This is a genomic window from Xanthobacter pollutisoli (genome assembly GCF_040044995.1).
Classification (GTDB): Bacteria; Pseudomonadota; Alphaproteobacteria; order Rhizobiales; family Xanthobacteraceae; genus Xanthobacter.
The window spans coordinates 49472-67810 of record NZ_JBDZDP010000015.1 but is presented as its reverse complement, the minus strand read 5'-3'; the positions used below and the strand labels follow the sequence as shown (position 1 = coordinate 67810).

Annotated in this window: 17 protein-coding genes; 8 read left to right on the top strand and 9 right to left on the bottom strand. The window is 70.8% G+C overall.

Annotated elements, in window-relative coordinates; genetic code table 11:
* Positions 1-77: 77 nt before the first annotated feature.
* Complete coding sequence (locus ABLE93_RS21150; RefSeq protein WP_348841808.1) at positions 78-806, bottom strand: TetR/AcrR family transcriptional regulator; 729 nt, start codon at positions 804-806, stop codon at positions 78-80.
* A 186-nt stretch (positions 807-992) separates the two neighbouring features.
* Here ABLE93_RS21150 and ABLE93_RS21145 point away from each other — a divergent pair, with 186 nt between their 5' ends.
* Both ABLE93_RS21145 and ABLE93_RS21140 read left to right on the top strand, forming a co-directional pair.
* Positions 993-1448, top strand: coding sequence for a DUF3574 domain-containing protein (locus ABLE93_RS21145; protein WP_348841806.1), 456 nt, complete (start codon positions 993-995; stop codon positions 1446-1448).
* A gap of 67 nt (positions 1449-1515) precedes the next feature.
* Entirely contained in the window at positions 1516-2229 is a 714-nt protein-coding gene (locus tag ABLE93_RS21140; RefSeq protein ID WP_348841805.1) for a sulfate transporter family protein, read from the top strand.
* Positions 2230-2321: 92 nt separating this feature from the next.
* On the opposite strand, the gene ABLE93_RS21135 is transcribed toward ABLE93_RS21140, so the two are convergent.
* The 3 genes from ABLE93_RS21135 to ABLE93_RS21125 form a co-directional block, all read right to left on the bottom strand.
* The gene (locus ABLE93_RS21135) at positions 2322-3665 is read right to left on the bottom strand and encodes an ABC1 kinase family protein (protein ID WP_348841804.1); all 1344 of its coding nucleotides are present in this window, start codon (positions 3663-3665) and stop codon (positions 2322-2324) included.
* A gap of 28 nt (positions 3666-3693) precedes the next feature.
* A complete protein-coding gene (locus ABLE93_RS21130) occupies positions 3694-4191 on the bottom strand; it encodes a DUF6790 family protein (protein ID WP_348841803.1) in 498 nt (165 codons plus the stop codon).
* Between the two features lie 95 nt (positions 4192-4286).
* Entirely contained in the window at positions 4287-5351 is a 1065-nt protein-coding gene (locus ABLE93_RS21125; protein ID WP_348841802.1) for a hypothetical protein, read from the bottom strand.
* A gap of 174 nt (positions 5352-5525) precedes the next feature.
* Between ABLE93_RS21125 and ABLE93_RS21120 the strand changes: the two genes are divergently transcribed.
* A complete protein-coding gene (locus ABLE93_RS21120) occupies positions 5526-6224 on the top strand; it encodes a TIGR00266 family protein (protein ID WP_348841801.1) in 699 nt (232 codons plus the stop codon).
* Positions 6225-6812: 588 nt separating this feature from the next.
* Here the strand turns inward: ABLE93_RS21120 and ABLE93_RS21115 are convergent.
* From ABLE93_RS21115 to ABLE93_RS21105, 3 genes are all read right to left on the bottom strand, one after another.
* Positions 6813-7742, bottom strand: a complete 930-nt coding sequence (locus tag ABLE93_RS21115) for a histone deacetylase family protein (protein WP_348841800.1) — start codon at positions 7740-7742, stop codon at positions 6813-6815.
* A gap of 148 nt (positions 7743-7890) precedes the next feature.
* On the bottom strand, positions 7891-8343 hold the full coding sequence (locus tag ABLE93_RS21110) for a GNAT family acetyltransferase (protein ID WP_348841799.1): 453 nt from the start codon (positions 8341-8343) through the stop codon (positions 7891-7893).
* On the bottom strand, positions 8340-9371 hold the full coding sequence (locus ABLE93_RS21105) for an L-threonylcarbamoyladenylate synthase (protein WP_348841798.1): 1032 nt from the start codon (positions 9369-9371) through the stop codon (positions 8340-8342). The genes ABLE93_RS21110 and ABLE93_RS21105 overlap by 4 nt, the downstream gene beginning before the upstream one ends.
* A gap of 189 nt (positions 9372-9560) precedes the next feature.
* Between ABLE93_RS21105 and ABLE93_RS21100 the strand changes: the two genes are divergently transcribed.
* Positions 9561-11351 (top strand): acyl-CoA dehydrogenase family protein, encoded by a 1791-nt coding sequence (locus ABLE93_RS21100; RefSeq protein WP_348841797.1) that lies wholly within the window; start codon positions 9561-9563, stop codon positions 11349-11351.
* A 5-nt stretch (positions 11352-11356) separates the two neighbouring features.
* Here ABLE93_RS21100 and ABLE93_RS21095 read toward each other — a convergent pair whose 3' ends face one another.
* Together ABLE93_RS21095 and ABLE93_RS21090 are read right to left on the bottom strand one after the other, a co-directional pair.
* The gene (locus ABLE93_RS21095; RefSeq protein ID WP_348841796.1) at positions 11357-13345 is read right to left on the bottom strand and encodes a diguanylate cyclase; all 1989 of its coding nucleotides are present in this window, start codon (positions 13343-13345) and stop codon (positions 11357-11359) included.
* A gap of 205 nt (positions 13346-13550) precedes the next feature.
* Entirely contained in the window at positions 13551-14552 is a 1002-nt protein-coding gene (locus ABLE93_RS21090) for a hypothetical protein (RefSeq protein WP_348841795.1), read from the bottom strand.
* 254 nt (positions 14553-14806) lie between these two features.
* On the opposite strand from ABLE93_RS21090, the gene ABLE93_RS21085 reads away from it, so the two are divergent.
* The 4 genes from ABLE93_RS21085 (at position 14807) to ABLE93_RS21070 (ending at position 18122) form a co-directional block, all read left to right on the top strand.
* Positions 14807-15778 (top strand): TIM44-like domain-containing protein, encoded by a 972-nt coding sequence (locus ABLE93_RS21085; protein ID WP_348841794.1) that lies wholly within the window; start codon positions 14807-14809, stop codon positions 15776-15778.
* Positions 15779-15928: 150 nt separating this feature from the next.
* Positions 15929-16885 carry an ABC transporter ATP-binding protein gene (locus tag ABLE93_RS21080; protein WP_348841793.1) on the top strand — a complete coding sequence of 319 codons (957 nt, stop codon included), beginning with the start codon at positions 15929-15931 and terminating at the stop codon, positions 16883-16885.
* On the top strand, positions 16882-17643 hold the full coding sequence (locus ABLE93_RS21075) for an ABC transporter permease (protein ID WP_348841792.1): 762 nt from the start codon (positions 16882-16884) through the stop codon (positions 17641-17643). The genes ABLE93_RS21080 and ABLE93_RS21075 overlap by 4 nt, the downstream gene beginning before the upstream one ends.
* A 26-nt stretch (positions 17644-17669) precedes the next feature.
* Complete coding sequence (locus ABLE93_RS21070) at positions 17670-18122, top strand: carboxymuconolactone decarboxylase family protein (protein WP_348841791.1); 453 nt, start codon at positions 17670-17672, stop codon at positions 18120-18122.
* Positions 18123-18339: the final 217 nt, after the last annotated feature.

Here is an 18339-nt window from a genome sequence, read left to right as displayed (position 1 = left end):
CCGGGAAGGTGTGGGGAGACCGCGGCATTCCCGTGACGGAAGCGGGGCGGCCGGGCGGTGGTTTGTGGCGGCGCGTGTCATTCGGACACCGGTCGCGGCGGGCCGACCATGCGCCGCACGAGGGTCTCAAGCGCGGGGAGGCGCTCGAGGAGCTTCCATTCGGGATGCAGCTGGCCGTGGAGGATGAGGCCGTCGCCGATGAGCTGCAGCATCAGCACCACCATGTCGAGGTCGAGCTCGGGATCGACCTCGCCCTGGGTGACCGCTATGGCGAGGGCATTGCGCAGCTGGCAGCGGCTCTCGTGCTCGTGCGGTTCCACGGCGGCGCGCAAGTCCGCGTTGCGGATGGCTTCCGCCATGATCTCCGGCCCGAGCCGCGCGCTGGCGAACATGGCCTCGGTGAGCACCAGCCGCAGGCACTCGGTGAGCGCCGCCAGCACCGAGGGGGCGCGGGCGATGCTGTCGAGGATGGCGACCCGGTCGGCACGCTCGCTCTCGACGATGGCGGCGATGATGGATTCCTTGGAGGGGAAATAGCGGTAGAGCGCGCCCGGGCTCATGCCCGCCTCGGCGCAGATCTTCTGCATGGAGGCGCCGTGGAAGCCGTCACGGCCGAAGCAGGCCACCGCCGCGTCGAGGATGCGCTTGCGCTGCTCCTGCCGATGGTCCTGTCGCTGATCCTGGCGTTGATCCGTCCGCTCGCGCGGCGCGTCGGCGGGGCCGGTGGCCGAGGAACCGGCGGCGGCCCGGCGCGCGAGGGGCCGGCCGGGCGGAGCCGCATCGGGACTGGTGTCGGCTCGGGTCATGCGTCGGCGGCTCGTTGTGAGAGCGAATGTTCGTTCGCAATACATCACGGCGGGCCTGTGGACAAGAGCGAACATTCGTTCGCGGCGGACACGGTGTCGCGGCTGCGGGGGGAGGGCTTGCGCCACAGGTTGCGCGCAAGCGCGGGCCTTGGTGTATCAGGACGAGCCATCCGGAGCCCGCCCGCCATGCGTCGCCCCTTCCCATCCCGACCCGCTTTCGCTTTCGGCGCGTTGATCCTCGCCGCCCTGCTGCTCTTTGCCCCCGCCCATGCGGAGGAGGCACGAACCGAGCCGTTCGCGCCCGGCATGAGCACGGTGATGATTGAGACCAAGCTGCTGTTCGGCCTCGCCAGCGCCGACGGCAGCGGGGTCAGCGACCAGGAATGGGAAGCCTTCCTTGCCGCCGAGATCACCGCGCGCTTCCCGGACGGACTCACGGTGATCGCGGCCTACGGCCAGGTGAAGGGCGAGGCCCACGGGACGGCGCAGGTGGTGCGCGAGGGCATGCGCCTCGTGCTCATCTATCATCCCGACACGCCCGAAGCCGCCGCCCGCCTCGCCGAGATCCGGCGCATCTATGCGGAGCGATTTCACCAATGGGGCGTTCTGCAAGTAACGAATGCGGTGAGGGTCACGCTGTGAACCGCCTGACCCCTGAGGGGAGGGACGCCGCATCCGACCTGTCGCTCGCGCCTGAACGGGATTGAAAATGTTCGCTGCCGCCATCGCCGCCCTGAGACAGACGTTCTCTCCGCTGCTGCGCGGGGTGCTGCTGAAATCCATCGGCCTCGCCGTGGTGCTCCTCATCGCCCTCGCGGTGGGGCTGGAGGCGGCGCTCACCTATTTCGTCGACGTGCCGTCCTATCCCTGGGTCGAGACGACGCTCCAGGTGGTGGCGGGCCTGGGCCTCGTGTTCGGCGTGGTCTATCTGATGCCGGCCGTTTCCTCGCTGGTGGCCGGCCTGTTCCTCGACGAGGTGGCCGAGCGGGTGGAGCGGGCGAGCTATCCGGCGGATCCCGCCGGCACGCCCCAGCCGGTGCTGCGCCAGCTGCTCTATTCCCTGCGCTTCTTCGGCCTGGTTCTGCTGGTGAACCTCGTCGCCTTGCTGCTGCTGCTGGTGCCGGGGGTGAACCTCGTCGTCTTCTACGTGGCGAATGCCTACCTCATCAGCCGGGAATATTTCGAGCTCGCCGCCATGCGCTACCGCACGCCCGAGGAGGCCCGCGCGCTCCGGCAGGCGCATGCGGTGCAGGTCTTCCTCGGCGGACTGCTGATCGCGCCGCTGCTGTTCGTGCCGGTGCTCAATCTCATCGTCCCGGTGTTCGGCACCGCCTTCATGGTGCATTTCCACCGTCGCATCGCCCCGCTGCCGCTCCTGCGCGCGCCGGATGGTGCGGCCGTGATCGAGGGCCGGCCAGTCTAGGGCTCCGGTCCCCCGCCGAGCGGAGGGAGAGGCTGGTCCAGCGCAAGAGTTCGCCGAGGGCGGCCCGGCATCGCGACGGGGAAGCGAAATATCTACAGCCCCGCCACCTTCAGCGCCTCGGCCTGTCGCGCCGCCACGCTTTCGGCGGACACGTCGGCGACGGCCGCCTCGAACAGGCGATGGAAGTTCAGCTCCGCCTTGAGATGCAGGAACACCGCGCCGAGGCCGATGGCGGCCCGATCCATGAAGACGAACTCGCGCGGCACCGTCACCGGTCCCAGGCGCTTCAGCGCCGTGTGCACGGTGTAGGCCTCCTTGCGCCCATATTGGCCGGGCCCGACCCCGTCGGCGATGGTGCGCACCCGATCGTCCATCAGCGGGCCGTAGATGAAGCGGGCCCAGATGTTCAGGACGTCGATCAATTCCCGCTTCAGTCCTTTGAAGCCCCAGCTCTCATAGGCGTGCACCACCCGTGCCTCGTCCCCGGCCATCAGGCCGCGATAGAGGTCGACAACGCCAGCGACGAAGGCCGGCGGGAAGATGCGGATGCAGCCGTAGTCGAGGAGGTTGATGCCCGCCGGCCGCCCCTCCTGCGAGAAGACGGTGTAGTTGCCGAGATGCGGGTCGCCGTGGATCACGCCGAAGCGCGAGAAGGGCGGCCACCAGGCGGCGAACATGGCCTCGGCGAGGGCATTGCGCTCGGCGAGGGGATGCTCGGTGAAGCCGAGGATCTTCTCGCCCTCCAGCCACTGCATGGTCAGCAGCCGGCCGGTGGACAGGTCCTCGCGCACCCGCGGAACACGCACCTGCGGCGCATCGGCGAGCATGTAGGCATAAAGGGCGGCGTGGCGCGCCTCGCGGCGATAGTCCAGCTCCTCGCGCACCCGCGCGCCGATTTCGCCGGCGATCTCGCGGGTGTCGATGGCGCCGTCCATGCGGCGGTGGATGGAGAAGAGCACGTCGAGCTGGGCGAGGTCCGCCTCCACTGCCGCCTGCATGTCGGGATACTGGAGCTTGCAGGCGACCGTTTCGCCGTCCAGCGTCACCGCCTTGTGCACCTGCCCGAGGGAGGCGGCGGCGGAGGGCTGGTGGGAGAAGGAGGCAAAGCGCTGCTCCCAGTCCCGGCCCAGCTCCGCCATCATGCGCCGGCGCACGAAGGCCCAGCCCATGGGCGGGGCGTCGCTCTGCAGCTTCTGCAGTTCGCTGGCGTATTCCGGCGGCAGCACGTCGGGGATGGTGGCCATGAGCTGGGCCACCTTCATCAGCGGTCCCTTCAGACCGCCGAGGGCGGAGGCGAGCGCGGCCGCATTGCCCTCGCCCTCGCGGCCCATGAGGCGGGTGCCGGCAATGCGCGCGGCCACGCCGCCCACGTTCGCGCCCACCCGCGCATAGCGCGCGGCGCGGGCCGAAAAGCGGTTTCTTTCCTCGTCCACCATCAGCGGGCTTGCTCTTTCTTTCCGTGTGCTACGCGACGGCGGAGCGGTCGGATCGCCAGGTCAGGGCAAGCAGGATGACGAGCAAAAGCGGCGTGAGCACGTCGGGATAGAGGATGGGGCCGGCATTGCCGGCGGCGAGATTGCCGGTGCGCGCGATCTCCGCCACATGGTTCACCGCCGCCCCGCCGAGGAAGCCCGCCACCATGATCGCGACGGCGGCCCGGAAGCCCCAGTTGGGATAGAAGGCGGCCACAAGCCCGGCCATGCCGATGCCGAGGTTGGCGGTGCCCACCTCGGTCTGGAACGGGCTCGGGGCCCAGCCGATGGCGGCGGCCGAGCGGGCGGGAAACACGATGTGGCCCAGCGCCGCCCACAGACCCACCAGACCCACCGGGAAGAGATTGACGTAACGCAGCAGCAGGCGGGCGAGAAGCCGCGGCCCGCGCGGGGCCGGAGCGCGGGCGAAAGAGACCGCGGCGAGCAGCACCACCGCCGCGTAGGACAGGATCGGAACCCAGAAGACCATGACGCCCCCCGCAAGCCATGCACCCGCCGCAGGTTCGCCGAGGCCCCGCCACGACGCCAGCGGTTTATGGCCCCTCTCGGCTCGCGCGCTCGCGCTCAGCGCCGGCGGAAACCGACCTCGCCGGCATCCTGGTCGAACAGATAGTCGAAGGCGTTCAGCGCCCGCACCGTGGTGTTGATGAAGGTGGGGCGCTCGCCGCGGCCGACGACGATGACCTTTTCCGGCACCACCCCTTCGCGCCGGTCGCCGACGATGAAGCCGTAGTCCGGTGCCGGGGCGTCCGGGCCGGGCCGCACCCGCACCCGCACGCCGTCGGCGAGCACGCTGTCGCCGCGCATGTCGTAGGTCTCGAGGCCGTCCGTCTGCGCGCTTGGCAGGGACAGGTACATGGTGGAAACGCCGGTATCGAGCAGCATGGTGCCGCACGCATCGGGGGTGCGGTCCTCCAGCCCGATGCAGACCGGCGCGGCGGCCCAGTCGCCGGCAGCGCCGTCCCGCGCCAGCTTCACCCGGGCGAAGGCCGCGCGGTCGCCCTCGCCGAGGCCCACCTGCACCCCTTCGCGATCGACGATGTAGCCGCGCCGCAGCCGGCCAGGGCCGCCGGCATCCCCCATGCCGGGCAGGTTGAGGAAGGGATTGCGCGCCGGCCCGGCGCCGGGCTGGTGGTCGTGGGACCGGGCGAAGCCGATGCCCAGCATGGAGACCCGCCGCGGCGCGTCGATGGGCCGGCAGTCCCGCGCGCTCTCCAGGCAGTCGATGCGGGTTACTGCCAGGATGCGGATGGGCCGGGTGGTGATGCTGGCGCCGTCGGCGCCGACGATGGTGACCGGCGTCTCCACATAGACGCCGCGCATCACCCGCCCGGACGAGGTGTAGGTGAGCTCGCCCGGTCCGAGCTGGGGCAGCGCATCGAACCCGGCGATGGACGTGGCCGAGACGACGATGCCGGTGGACCCCGTATCCATCACCGCGCTGTGCACCGGCCCGCCGATGGAGAGCCCGAGCGTGGGCGGCCGGCGGATGGGCTCGCCGGGGAAGGGCGCGTTGAGGAAGGAGAGCCGCACCGGCTGCTGCGCCGCGGCGGGCATCGCGCCCGCAGCGAGGAAAGACGCCATCAGCAGAAAAGCCAGGGAGGGGGCGAGCGACGGGAGTTTTTTCACGGCAGGTCCTTCCGCGGGAGCGCCCGATGCTTCTATCCGATTCCGCCCGTCTGTGCGTCGCCGACCGGCGGTGCGCGGGCGAAACGGATACAGCCGCCGCGCGGTTTCACTGCGGGCGAATCACGCTCTAATCTGCGCCGCCGCGTCGGTGCGGCCATACCGGGAGGGACAGTCATGCGCCACGAGATCACCGGGACGACGCTTCCCGTCCTCACCCTCACGCTGGAGGCGGGCGAGACGGTGCTCGCCGAGACCGACCGGCTCTCCTGGATGACCTCCAACGTCGCCATGCGCACCACCACCGCCACGGGCGGCTCCTCCGGCTTCTTCGGCGCCATCGGCCGGGCGCTGGGCGGGGGCGGGCTGTTCATGACCGAATTTACCGCCGAGGGCGGCGAGGCGCTGGTGGCGTTTGCCGCCACGGTGCCGGGCAACATCATCGAGACGCGGGTGGGCGCGGGCCGCGGCTATCTCATCCACCGCCACGGCTTCCTTGCCGGCGCGCCGACGCTGGCGCTGGGGGTGGGGGTGCAGCAGTCGCTGGGGGCCGGCGTGTTCGGCGGCGAGGGTTTCGTGCTCCAGCATCTCACCGGCGAGGGCACGGCCTTCATCGAGCTCGGCGGCGAGATCGTCAGCTACGACCTCACGGCGGGCCAGGACCTTCTGGTCCATCCCGGCCACGTGGGCATGTTCGAGGAGAGCGTCAGCTTCGAGATCACCACCGTGCGGGGCGTGAAGAACATGATCTTCGGCGGCGACGGCCTCTTCCTCGCCCACCTCTCCGGCCCCGGCAAGGTGTGGCTCCAGACCCTCACCCCCTCGAAACTCGCCCACGCCCTGCGCCCCTATCTCCCCACCGGCGAACACCGCTGAGGCGGGGGCGGCGCCGACGGGCGCGGCTGAGAGCGAGGGCGGGTTTCCTCTCCCGCCGTCGGCCTCACCTGTGGCGCCCGTCCTCCACCACCTCGACCTCCACAGCCCCAACCCGCGTCCCCCACCCCCCGTCGCCCTTCGTTATCTCCCGCCGTCGCCCTCCGGCTTGACCGGAGGGCCCATGGGTAGGCGGGTGCTGCATGGTGGCCGAGGCGGAAGCCCCTCTCCCCGCGGGGAGAGGGCAGGATGAGGGGAAAGGGCGTCGGGCGGGACGCCCCATGGTTCCACCGGCCGCGTCACCCCTCACCCCATCCCTCTCCCCGACGGGGAGAGGGCGCCGCTCGGTTCTTTCGCTAAGGCTGGCCCCAGTGGTCCGCCACCGTCGCCCGCCGACTTGACCGAAGGGCCCATGGTTCGACCGGGAGTTGCACGGGGGGTGTCCGCTTCCCCTCTCCCCGCGGGGAGGGAGCCGCACAGTTCTTTGCGGAAGCCTTGCCCCTATTCATAACTGTCGCCCGCCGGCTTGACCGGAGGGCCCATGGCGCGACCGGGACCTGCCCCCGCCGCCGCGCCGCAATGGCGACCGCTTCAGCCGTGCATCAGCGCCGAGACATGGGCAGCGGCGGAGGTGGCGAGGCCTTCCAGGTCGTATCCGCCTTCCAGCAGGGAGACGACGCGCCCCTCGCACTTCTGGTCGGCGATCTCCATCAGCCGGCGGGTGATCCAGCCGAAATCCGTGTCGACGAGGCGCAGAGAGGCCAGCGGATCGCGCACGTGGGCGTCGAAGCCGGCCGAGATGAGGATGAGGTCCGGGGCGAAGGAGGTGATGCGCGGCAGGATGCGGCTCTCCATCGCCTCCTTGAACACCGCCCCGTCGTCGCCCGAGCGCAGCGGCGCGTTGACGATGGTGTTGACGACGCCCGTCTCCCCCACCGCGCCGGTGCCGGGATAGAGCGGCATCTCGTGGGTGGAGCAATAGAGCACGCTGTCGTCGGCCCAGAAGATCTCCTGCGTGCCGTTGCCGTGGTGCACGTCGAAATCGACGATGGCGACCCGCTGCAGGCCGTGCTTCGCCTGGGCATGGCGGGCGGCGATGGCCACCTGGTTCAGCAGGCAGAAGCCCATGGGCCGGCGGGTCTCGCAATGATGGCCGGGCGGGCGCATGGCGACGAAGGCGTTGGAGACCTTGCCCTCCATCACCTCGTCCACGGCGAAGCAGGCGCCGCCCACGGCGCGCAGCACCGCCTCCCAGCTGCCCGGCGACAACACCGTGTCGGAATCGATGCGCACCAGCCCTTCCTGCGGCACCGCCTCGCCCATGGCGTCGACGAAATCGGCGGGATGGACGCGGATGATGTCCTCTCGCGCGCCGAGGGGAGCGAGGTCGCGCACCAGATGGGCGAACTTCTCCTGCTCGAAGATGCGGTCGAGGGCGCGCAGCCGGTCGGCGCGCTCGGGATGGCCGAGGGGCGTGGCGTGGTTCAGCCCGGCGGGATGGGTCACGAGCAGCGTGGACATGGAGTGGGGCGCCTCCCTCGGCGACGTCTTGGCGTTCTTGTTCTTGCCATACCATATTCCACCGCGGCCGGCAGGCGTTGCGGCGGATCAACACTTTTGCCGGCACCCCATCCAAACGGCGATTGACGCGCGCGGGGCGGGGCGCCTCCTACTTGCCGTCGAGCCGGCGGGAGAACACCACGCGCGGCTCCTCCACATAGCCCTCGGCCTGGTAGAAGCCGCGCACCTTCTCGTTGTCGGGGCGCACGAGCAGCATCAGCTTGGGGATGGCGCGGGCGCGCAGCCAGTCCTCCACCGCGCGCAGCAGCGCCCGGCCGAGGCCGCGGCCCTGGAGCTCCGGCTCCACCGCGAGGTAATAGACCCAGCCGCGGTGCCCATCGTGGCCCACCATGGCGGAGCCGGCGATGCGGCCCTCGGCGCGCGCCACGAGGATGGTGGAATGGGGGCCCCGCCGCGCCAGAGCGATGTCGGCGTGGGGATCGTTCCACGGCCGGGTCAGGCCGGCGCGCTCCCACAAGGCGGCAAGGGCATCCGCGTCGGCGTCGGCCGCATGGTCGATGGCGATCTCGATCCCGTCGACGCGGGCGGTGTGGGAGGTCATGCGGGGATCTCGCTGTCGGTCGGTTCGGGACGGGGCGCGGCGGCGCGGGCGAGGCGGTCGGCCATGGCTTCCCCGAGGCCGGAGCGGGGCAAGGGCACGACGCAAATGGCGCCGACCCCGGTGGCGTCGAGGGCGCGCAGCGCGCCATAGAGGCGGGCGGCGGCCTCCATGAGGTCGCCGGCGGGGCTGAGGTCGAGGATCTCGGCGGCGCTGTCGCTGCCCGGCGGGTGGGCGCCGGCGAAGGTGAGCAGCGCCTCGCCCGGCCGCACCTCGGCCGCATCGAGGCGCAGCAGCGCGCGCGGCGCGTAGTGGGAGGCGAGGCGGCCCGGGGCGAGGGGGCGCGCGTCGGCGCCGCCGCCGGCCGAGGCGACGGGATGGCCCAGCGCCGCCGCGATGGCGTCCCTCGCGAGGCCGCCGGGCCGCAGCAGCACGGGGGTTTCCCCGGTGAGGTCGAGGATGGTGGATTCCACGCCAACGCGGGTCGGGCCGGCGTCGAGCACCGCGTCGATGCGGCCGGCGAGGTCTTCCATCACATGGGCGGCGGTGGTGGGCGAGACGCGGCCGGAGCGGTTGGCGCTCGGCGCAACCACCGCCCCGCCGAAGGCGGAGATGAGCGCCAGAGCGGCGGGATGGGCGGGCACCCTGAGGCCGATGGTAGAAAGCCCGGCGCGCGCCAGATCGCACGCCCCATCGCCGCCGATATAGGGCACCACCAGGGTGAGGGGACCCGGCCAGAAGTGCTCCGCCAGACGCTCCGCAGCCGGCCCGAAGCGGCCGAGCCGGCGTGCCGCCGCCACGTCGGCCGTGTGGGCGATCAGCGGGTTGAAGGCGGGCCGGCCCTTGGCGGCGTAGAGGGCGGCGACCGCGGCCGGGTCGGACGCATCGGCGCCGAGGCCGTAGACCGTCTCGGTAGGGAAGGCGACGAGGCTGGAGGCCGCGAGCAGCCGCGCCGCCTCGGCCACCGCCTCCGGCCGGGCGGCATCGAGAAGGCGCGTCACGCGCGCCGCGGAAGGGACGGTGGAGACCATTCAGCCGCAAACCCGGGGCGCCTCCGACCAAAGGGCCAGAGCACGCCTCTTGACGAAGCCGGCCGCCGCCGCGATGTGGGAAGACCGGTTGCCGCCGTGCTTAGAGCCTGCCCGCAGGGGGCGGTCAAGCACCGGCGCGACGGACACGACGCTGCGGGCCAACGCGGCAGGCACCAAAGGGAGGGTCCCATGAGCTATCGCGCGCCGGTGGAAGAGGTCTCCTATTTTCTCAAGACCTGCACCTCCCTTCCCAGCCTCATGGAGCAGGGCCTCGTGGAGCTGTCGTTCGACGTGGTGGATGCGGTGCTGGAGGAGGCCGGCAAGTTCGCCGCCACCGCCATCGCTCCCCTCGACAGGGTGGCCGACCGCCAGGGCTGCACCCTGAAGGACGGCGCCGTCTCCACCCCGGAGGGCTGGCGCGCCGCTTATGAGGCCTGGGCCGCGGCGGGCTGGAGCGCGGTGGCGGCCGAGGAGGAGTTCGGCGGCCAGAACCTGCCCACCTCCGTCACCTCGGCGCTGACCGAGTTCTGGAATTCGGCCTCGCCCTCCTTCGGCATCGGCGGCGTGCTCACCCTCGGCGCCATCGAGGCGTTGACCGCCCACGGCTCGGCCGAGCTCCAGCGCATTTATCTGCCGAAGATGGTGGCCGGCACCTGGACCGGCACCATGAACCTCACCGAGCCGCAGGCCGGCTCGGATCTCGCGGCCCTGCGCTCCAAGGCGGTGAAGCAGGCCGACGGCACCTATCGCATCTTCGGCACCAAGATCTTCATCTCCTACGGCGAGCATGACCTCGCCGAGAACATCGTCCATCTGGTCCTCGCCCGCCTGCCCGATGCGCCGGCCGGCACCAAGGGCATCTCGCTGTTCCTCGTGCCGAAGTTTCAGGTGAACGCCGACGGCAGCCTGGGGGCGCGCAACGATGTGGTCTGCGCCGGCATCGAGCACAAGCTCGGCCTGCACGGCTCGCCGACCTGCACCATGGTGTTCGGCGACAAGGGCGAGGGCGCCGTGGGCTATCTCGTGGGCGAGGAGAACCGCGGCCTCGCCTGCATGTTCACCATGATGAACAACGCCCGCCTCGCGGTGGGCATCCAGGGTGTGGCGGTGGCCGAGCGGGCCACCCAGCGCGCCTTCGCCTTCGCCCGCGAGCGCAAGCAGGGCAAGGCGCCCGGCATCGAGGGGTCGGCCCCCATCATCGCCCATCCCGACGTGAAGCGCATGCTGCTGACCATGCGGGCCGAGACCGACGCCGCCCGCGCCATTTGCCTCAAGACCGCGGACGCCCTCGACCGCTCCCGCCGCCTCGCCGATCCCATCGCCCGCGCGGCGGCCCTCGCCGAGGCGAGCCTCCTGACGCCGGTGGCCAAGGCCTTCTCCACCGACGTGGGCATCGAGGTCGCTTCCCTCGGTGTGCAGGTGCACGGCGGCATGGGCTATGTGGAGGAGACCGGCGCCGCCCAGCACATGCGCGACGCGCGCATCTTCGCCATCTATGAGGGCACCAACGGCATCCAGGCCATCGACCTCGTCACCCGCAAGGTGCCGCAGGAGGGCGGCGACGTGATCAACGCCCTGATCGCGGATTATCGCGACATCGCCGAGGAGATGGCGGCGCTCAACGCGCCCGATTTCGGCCATGCCGGCGCGCGCCTAATGGAGGCGGCCGAAGCCCTGGGCCGCGCCACCATTGTGATGCTCGACCGGCTGGCGGACGAGCCGTCCAAGGCGCTCGCGACCGCCACGCCCTATCTGAAGCTCTACGCCCGCGCCGCCGGCGGCGCCTATCTGGCGCGTGCCGCGCTCGCCTCCTATGGCGAGCGGGCGCAGGGCGCGAGCGATCCGCGCCTGTCGGCCCGCATCGCGGTGGCGCGCTTCTTCGCGGAGAATCTCGCGGTGGAGGCGAAGGGATTGGAGGAGGCCGTGACCGGCGGCGCCGGCGGTGTGCTCGACGCCGAGGCGGTGCTGGCCATCGCCTGAGGGGCTCAGGCCCGGCGCGCGCCGGGCCGCTCCGGGACGTCGACGAAGCCGGGGCGGCGGGGCGCGGGATGGCCGTTGCGGGGGGCGATGCCCACCGCCCGCCAGGTGCCGCGGCCAGCATCCTTCGCGGCATAGAGCGCGGCGTCCGCCTCGGCGAGGAGGGCGGAAGAGTCGGGCGCGCTCTCGTCCGCCACCGCCATGCCGAGGGAGAAGGAGGTGGGCAGCGCGAGGCCATCCACCTCCATGGGAAGCGACAGCTGGCGGTGCAGCCGCTCCGCCATGGCTGCGAACTCCTCCTTGTTCTTGCCGGCGGCGATGATGGCGAACTCGTCGCCGCCGTAGCGGGCCACGACGTCGCCGGCTCGGATCGCCGACTGGAGCCGGCGCGCGGCGGTGCTCAGCAGCGTGTCGCCGACCATATGGCCGAATTTGTCGTTGACCATCTTGAAGTGGTCGATGTCGATGAGCACCACGGCGAACAGGGCGCCGTCGCGGGCGAGGCGCCGCCGTGCCTGGTCCAGCGCCCGGTCGAAAGTCGTCCGGTTGGCGAGGCCGGTGAGGGGATCGTGCGTGGCGGCATGCTCCAGTGCCGCCTCCAGATGCTTGCGCTGGGCGATGTCGGTGAGCGTTCCCACCGCCCGCGCCGGCCGGCCGGCGGCGTCCTGCTCCACCACTTTGCCGCGCACCAGCACCCAGAGCCAATTGCCGTTGCGGTGGCGCAGGCGCACCTCGGTCTGGAACAATTGGTGCCGGCCCTCGGCATGCTCGCTGAGCGCCCGCGCGAGGGCCGGGAAGTCCTCGGGATGCACCAGCTGGCCGTAGTCCGAGAGCCTTGGCCTCGCCTCGCTCGGCTCGAAGCCCAGCATGCGATGGGCCCGGGCGCTGAAGAACACGCCGTCGGTGGGCAGGTGCCAGTCCCAGATGCCGTCATTGGCGCCTTCCAGCGCCCAGGCGAGGCGGCGGCGATCCTCCTGGACTTCGCTCTGCTGGCGCACCCGCTGCGCCATGATGGCGGCGATGACCAGCGCCGGCATCATGACCATGACCAGCCGCGCCTCCAGCTGGAGCATGGCGGTCATGAGATCGGCCGAGGCCTGCGGCCACACCTGGGCGACGCCGAGGGCGATGATGGCGAGCGACAGGAGACCCGACGCCACGGCGGTGGCGAACAGGCCGAGGCGGAAGGCGAACCACAGCAGGATGACGCCGCCGAGGTCGCGCAGCAGCGGCTCGGAATAATAGGCGCTGGCGATGACGGCGGTGGCAAGGGTGAGACTGGCGAGGGTGAGTTCCTCCTCCCGCGCCAGCGCTGGGGGGCGGCCGTCGGCGCGATCGGTCTTGGGCAGCATCCAATCCTGGCGCCGGCCGTGCCAGAGCAGGAAGGGCGGCAGCAGCAGGACGACGCTCGCCATCTCCGGGATCCACCAGCGCAGCAGCAGGGGAGGGAAGCGGTTTCCGGTCTCGATGAAGGCGACGAAGGCGGCCAGCGCCGCGCCCGGCAGGGTGCCGACGATGGCGACGAGGGCGAGGCTCACCACCATGGGCACGCTGCGCAGGGCGTCGCGCTCGAGCCCGGCGCGCAGGCATCCCCAGCCCACCAGAACGAAGGTGAGGCCGTGGGCGATGCCGCCGGCCATCGCCGCGCCGAACGGGTCGTCGAAGGCGAAGAGGTGCAGGAGGATGGAGACGCAGGTGACCACGAGCGCGAGCGGGCCGAGGGCGCCGCGGAACATGACGAAATAGACGCCCACCGCGATGGCGTCGGTGGGCGAGACCACCGGGAACACGCCGAGCAGCCGCGCCACCTCGGTCACGGTGAGCATGAGGCAGCCGTAGAACAGGGCGAACAGCAGGAGGTCGGTCGCCGTCTGCGCCGCAGGCCCGTTGCGGCGCACCCACGCGAACATGCCCGCGACAGAGAGGGGCGGACCCGCCTCCGGGGCAGGGGGCATCTCCGCCGCAGGCCCGGCGGGCTCCATCGCGTTGGGGCGCATCTCACCTGCAGGAGGGTGGGGCCAGGTCGCACGCGGATGCGGGCTGGCGCGATTGCCGCAGCGAAAGCCCCTCCCGCTTCCACCTTGGACGCTGTGACAGGTCCCCGCCGCCAAACGACGCGGCAGGGCGTATCATTATGGCACAGTTCGCAATTTGCGACAATAGGGTAATATAATACTTCCACTCACAGCCGTCGGTCGCGGCCTACCGCCCGGCGAATCCCTCGAAGGTGAAGTCGGGCGCGCTGGTGTTGTGGCGAGACGGCACGAGGCGGCCGGCCCACAGCATCGAGACGTTCTGCGCGTCGGTGAAGCTCATCACCGGCGCCTCGCCCATGGCTGCGGGGGTTCCGGGTGAGGCGAGGGTGCGCCAGGCCACGCGGGCGACGTCCGCATTGCCCTCGGTGACGTACATGGAGCGCAGGGCCGCGAAGGTGCGCGGGGCGATGCCGTCGAACTGGACCTCGAGACGAATCTGGTCGCCGTCCACCTTCGCCAGCTGGAGGCGCGCCTTGCCGCCGTCGGCGAAGTGCAAGGTGAAGGTGCGCGTCTGCGGCGCGAAATCGAGCTCCTTCAGCCGCACCAGCGGCCGCTCGGCCTGCTCCACCGGCCCGACGAGGAAGGATGAGCCATAGGCCGTGCTGCGCAGGTGAGTCGGCGACAGGGGCCGGGCCCGCCAGTAGCCGTCGGGCGGGTAGACCACCAGCACCTCCTCCGCCTTGTCGTTCTGGCGGACCCAGAGCTGAAGCATGTGCAGGCCCTGCGTCACCTCCCCACCGATCCGCACCGGCACGCTTGCCGCCCGCCAGAACGAGGGAAAGGTGAAGCCGGTGATCCACAGATCCGGGGTCTCGAAGATGGTCACGCGCCGCGGCACGCCCGTCGCCGGTGCCGCCGGCGGGGCACCCGCCGCGGCCGGCGGCGGTGCGGGCGCCGGCACCACCGGGTCCCTGCTCATGTCGCAGGTCTCGAAATCCGGCTCGGTGTTGTCGACGCGCAGCATGCCCACATAGGCAGGATGGCGGGCGATGATGGTGAACTTCTCGATCTGCTCGGCAACCAGCTTGAGGGAGACGTTGTCGGTCTCGGCGCAGGTGGCGCTGGTGCTTTCGTTGCGCACCATGACGCCCACCGGCGCCGCCGCCGCGGCCGCGGGCAAGAGGAGAAGCACCATCAAGCTCAGGACACGGCGGACGAAGGCGGGCATCGCGAACTCCGGGGGAGGGCCGTCGGCCGGACGGCGGCGGGAGCTTAGAGCGTTTTCGAGCGAAGGGGAGACCGCTTCGCGCAAACAAGGTGCATCGCCACGCGAGCCCCCAGCCTTTCCCCAGACACCAAGTACATCACCTGCGGGAGCCCGAGCGGGGCGACTGCGCACCCCTCGCAATCGGCGGCCGGCTCCCCATATGTCCGGCAGGCTGACGCAGCGGAACCAACGCTGCCAGGGAGGAAAGCCGGGACATGTCGAGATTTCGCAACGGTTCGCTGCTCGCGGTGATGGCGGTCGTAGGCGCCCTTTGCCTTGTGGGCGCCGATCACGCCGAGGCGCGCAAGGGCATCTCCATCGGCAGCCGCGGCACGCGGACCTACCAGACCCCCGCCCCGACCCAGACGGCGCCGGGCGCCGCCGCGCCGGTTCAGCGCTCCACCACGCCCCAGGCGCAGCCCGGCCCCACCGCGGCCCAGCGTCCGCAGGCGACCCCGCCGCGCTCGTCCATGTTCGGCTCCGGCCTCGGCGGTGCGCTGATGCGTGGCCTGCTCATCGGCGGCCTCGTGGGCATGCTCATGGGCGGCGGGCTCGGCGGCCTGGCCGGTGCGCTGGGCCTCGTGCTCCAGCTGGGCCTCATCGCCCTCGTGGTGTTCGTGGTCATGCGCCTGCTGCGCGGCTCCCAGCCCGCACCGGCCGGCGCGGGCGCACGTTACGGCGGTGGCGGGGCGGGCTTCCCGCCGCGGCCGGCGCCGGCATCCGCGCGCCCGTCGGCTGCGGATGCCCGCCCCAACACGGCGCACCGCGACGAGATCGGCGTCACCCCGGCCGATCTGGACACGTTCGAACGCCTGCTCGCCACCATCCAGGGCGCCTATTCCCGCGAGGACCAGGGCGAGCTGCGCCAGCACACCACGCCGGAGATGTTCGGCTTCCTTGCCGACGAACTGCGCGACAACGCCGAGGCGGGCCTGCGCAACGAGGTGTCCGACATCAAGCTGCTCCAGGGCGACGTCGCCGAGTCGTGGCGCGAAGGCCCTCTCGAATACGCCACCGTGGCCATGCGCTACGCCGGCCGGGACGTGATGGTAGAACGCGCCAGCGGGCGTCCGGTCTCCGGCGATGTCTCCGGTGCCGGCGAGACCACCGAGGTGTGGACCTTCGTGCGCCAGCGCGGCGCCACCGGCGCGGGGCCCTGGCGGGTGAGCGCCATCCAGACCACCTGAACGAGCCGGTCCCGGCACTTGGCTTCCCTTGCAGCAAGGGAAGACTGTGCCGGGCCGGCGTGCGGCTTCCCGAGCGGTATGGGGGGCATGCTGAGATTTCTTCCCGCTCGGCGGTACCCAGCGCGCGGGAAGTCGCTATAAAGCGCCCCCATGACGAACGTCATCTCGATTTCCCATCTCAGCAAGACCTACGCCACCGGACACGCCGCCTTGAAGGACGTGTCCCTGGACATCCGACGGGGTGAGATCTTCGCCCTGCTGGGACCTAACGGCGCCGGCAAGACGACGCTCATCTCCATCGTCTGCGGCCTCGTCAACGCCACCTCCGGCACGGTCGAGGTGGCCGGCAACGACATCGTGCGCGACTACCGCGCCGCCCGCTCCCGCATCGGCCTCGTGCCGCAGGAGCTGACCACCGACGCCTTCGAGAGCGTCTGGGCCACGGTGAGCTTCTCCCGCGGCCTGTTCGGCTGTGCGCCGGATCCCACCCATATCGAGAAGGTGCTGCGCAGCCTCTCTTTGTGGGAGAAGAAGGACGCCCGCATCATGACGCTGTCCGGCGGCATGAAGCGGCGCGTGCTGATCGCCAAGGCCCTTTCGCACGCCCCCGAGGTGCTGTTCCTCGACGAGCCCTCGGCGGGCGTCGACGTGGAGCTCAGGCGTGACATGTGGCGCCTCGTGCGCGAGCTGCGCGACGCGGGCGTCACCATCATCCTCACCACCCATTATCTGGAGGAGGCCGAGGAGATGGCCGACCGGGTGGGGGTGATCGCCCGCGGCGAGCTGATCCTGGTGGAGGACAAGGCGGTGCTGATGCGCAAGCTCGGCGGCAAGCGCCTGTCCATCGAATTGGCGCAGCCGCTTGCGGCGATTCCCGGCCGGCTCGCCCCCTACGACTTGTCCCTGTCGCCCTCCGGCACCTGCCTCACCTACACCTACGCCACCACGGCGGACGGCGCCGAGGGGGAGCCAAGGCAGGGGAACGGCCTGTCCATCGCCGGCCTCCTGGCCGGGCTTTCGGCGGAGGACATCGCCTTTACCGATATTCACACCGAGCAGAGCTCGCTCGAGGACATCTTCGTCAGCCTGGTGAGGCGCGCCCCGTGAACTTCCATGCCATCCGCGCCATCTACACCTTCGAGATGAACCGCACGCGCCGCACCATCGGCCAGAGCGTCGTCTCGCCCGTGCTGTCCACCTCACTGTATTTCGTGGTGTTCGGCTCGGCCATCGGCTCGCGCATGTCGGAGGTGGGCGGGGTGCCATACGGCGCCTTCATCGTCCCCGGCCTGCTGATGCTCACGCTGCTGACCCAGTCCATCAGCAACGCCGCCTTCGCCATCTATTTCCCGCGCTTCACCGGCACGATCTACGAGCTCCTGTCGGCGCCGGTCTCGCCGTTCGAGATCGTGGCTGGCTATGTCGGGGCGGCGGCCACCAAGTCCACCCTGCTGGGGCTCATCATCCTTGCCACCGCCTCGCTGTTCGTGCCGCTGGAGATCCGCCATCCGTTCTGGATGCTTGGCTTCCTGGTGCTTACCGCGGTGACCTTCTCGCTGTTCGGCTTCATCATCGGCATCTGGGCCGACGGGTTCGAGCGGCTCCAGCTCATCCCCATGCTGGTCATCACCCCGCTCACCTTCCTCGGCGGGACCTTCTATTCGCTGGACATGCTGCCGCCCCTCTGGCGGACCGTCACGCTGTTCAATCCCGTCGTCTATCTCATCGCCGGTTTCCGCTGGAGCTTCTTCGGCCATGCCGACGTGCGGGTGGAGGTGAGCGCGGCGATGACCTTCGTGTTCCTGCTGCTGTGCCTGTTCACGGTGCGCTGGATGTTCCGCACCGGCTACCGGCTCAAGAACTGACCCTCTCGCCGCGAAAGGATGATGCCGTGGCCGATGCGATCGTGCGCCCCACCTACAAGGACTTCACCGCGCGCGCGCCGGACGTGTATGCGGGCCTGTCCGCCCTCACCAAGGCGGTGGATGCGTCCGGCCTGGACAAGGGGCTGACCGAGCTCGTCAAGCTCCGCGCCTCGCAGATCAACGGCTGCGCCTTCTGCCTCAAGTTCCACCTCGGCCTCGCCCGCAAGGCCGGAGTCGCGCAGGAGAAGCTCGACCTCCTGCCGGCCTTCCGCGAGGCGGAGATCTTCTCGGCGCGGGAAAAGGCGGCGCTGGCTTATGCCGAGGCGATGACCAAGCTCGCCCCCGGCGCCGCCTCCGACGCCGCCTGGGCTGGGCTCAGGGCCGAGTTTTCCGAGGACGAGGTGGTTTTTCTCACCGTGACGGTCGCCGGCATCAACGCCTGGAACCGCATCGCCATGGGCTTCAACTTCGCCGCCTGAGGGGTGGGAGCGACCTCGCCGCCTCGCGTCAGCCTATCGGCCGTCGTGCTCCGGCTTGACCGGAGCACCCATGCTTTCCCCCGGCGCCGGCCCCAGGCCGCACCATGGGCCCTCCGGTCAAGCCGGAGGGCGACGGTTGGGGCTGCGTTGGAGGTTGGGTGGAAGGCAGGTTGAGGAGACACGGCGCGGCGTCCCGGCCATCGCCATGGCGATGTGC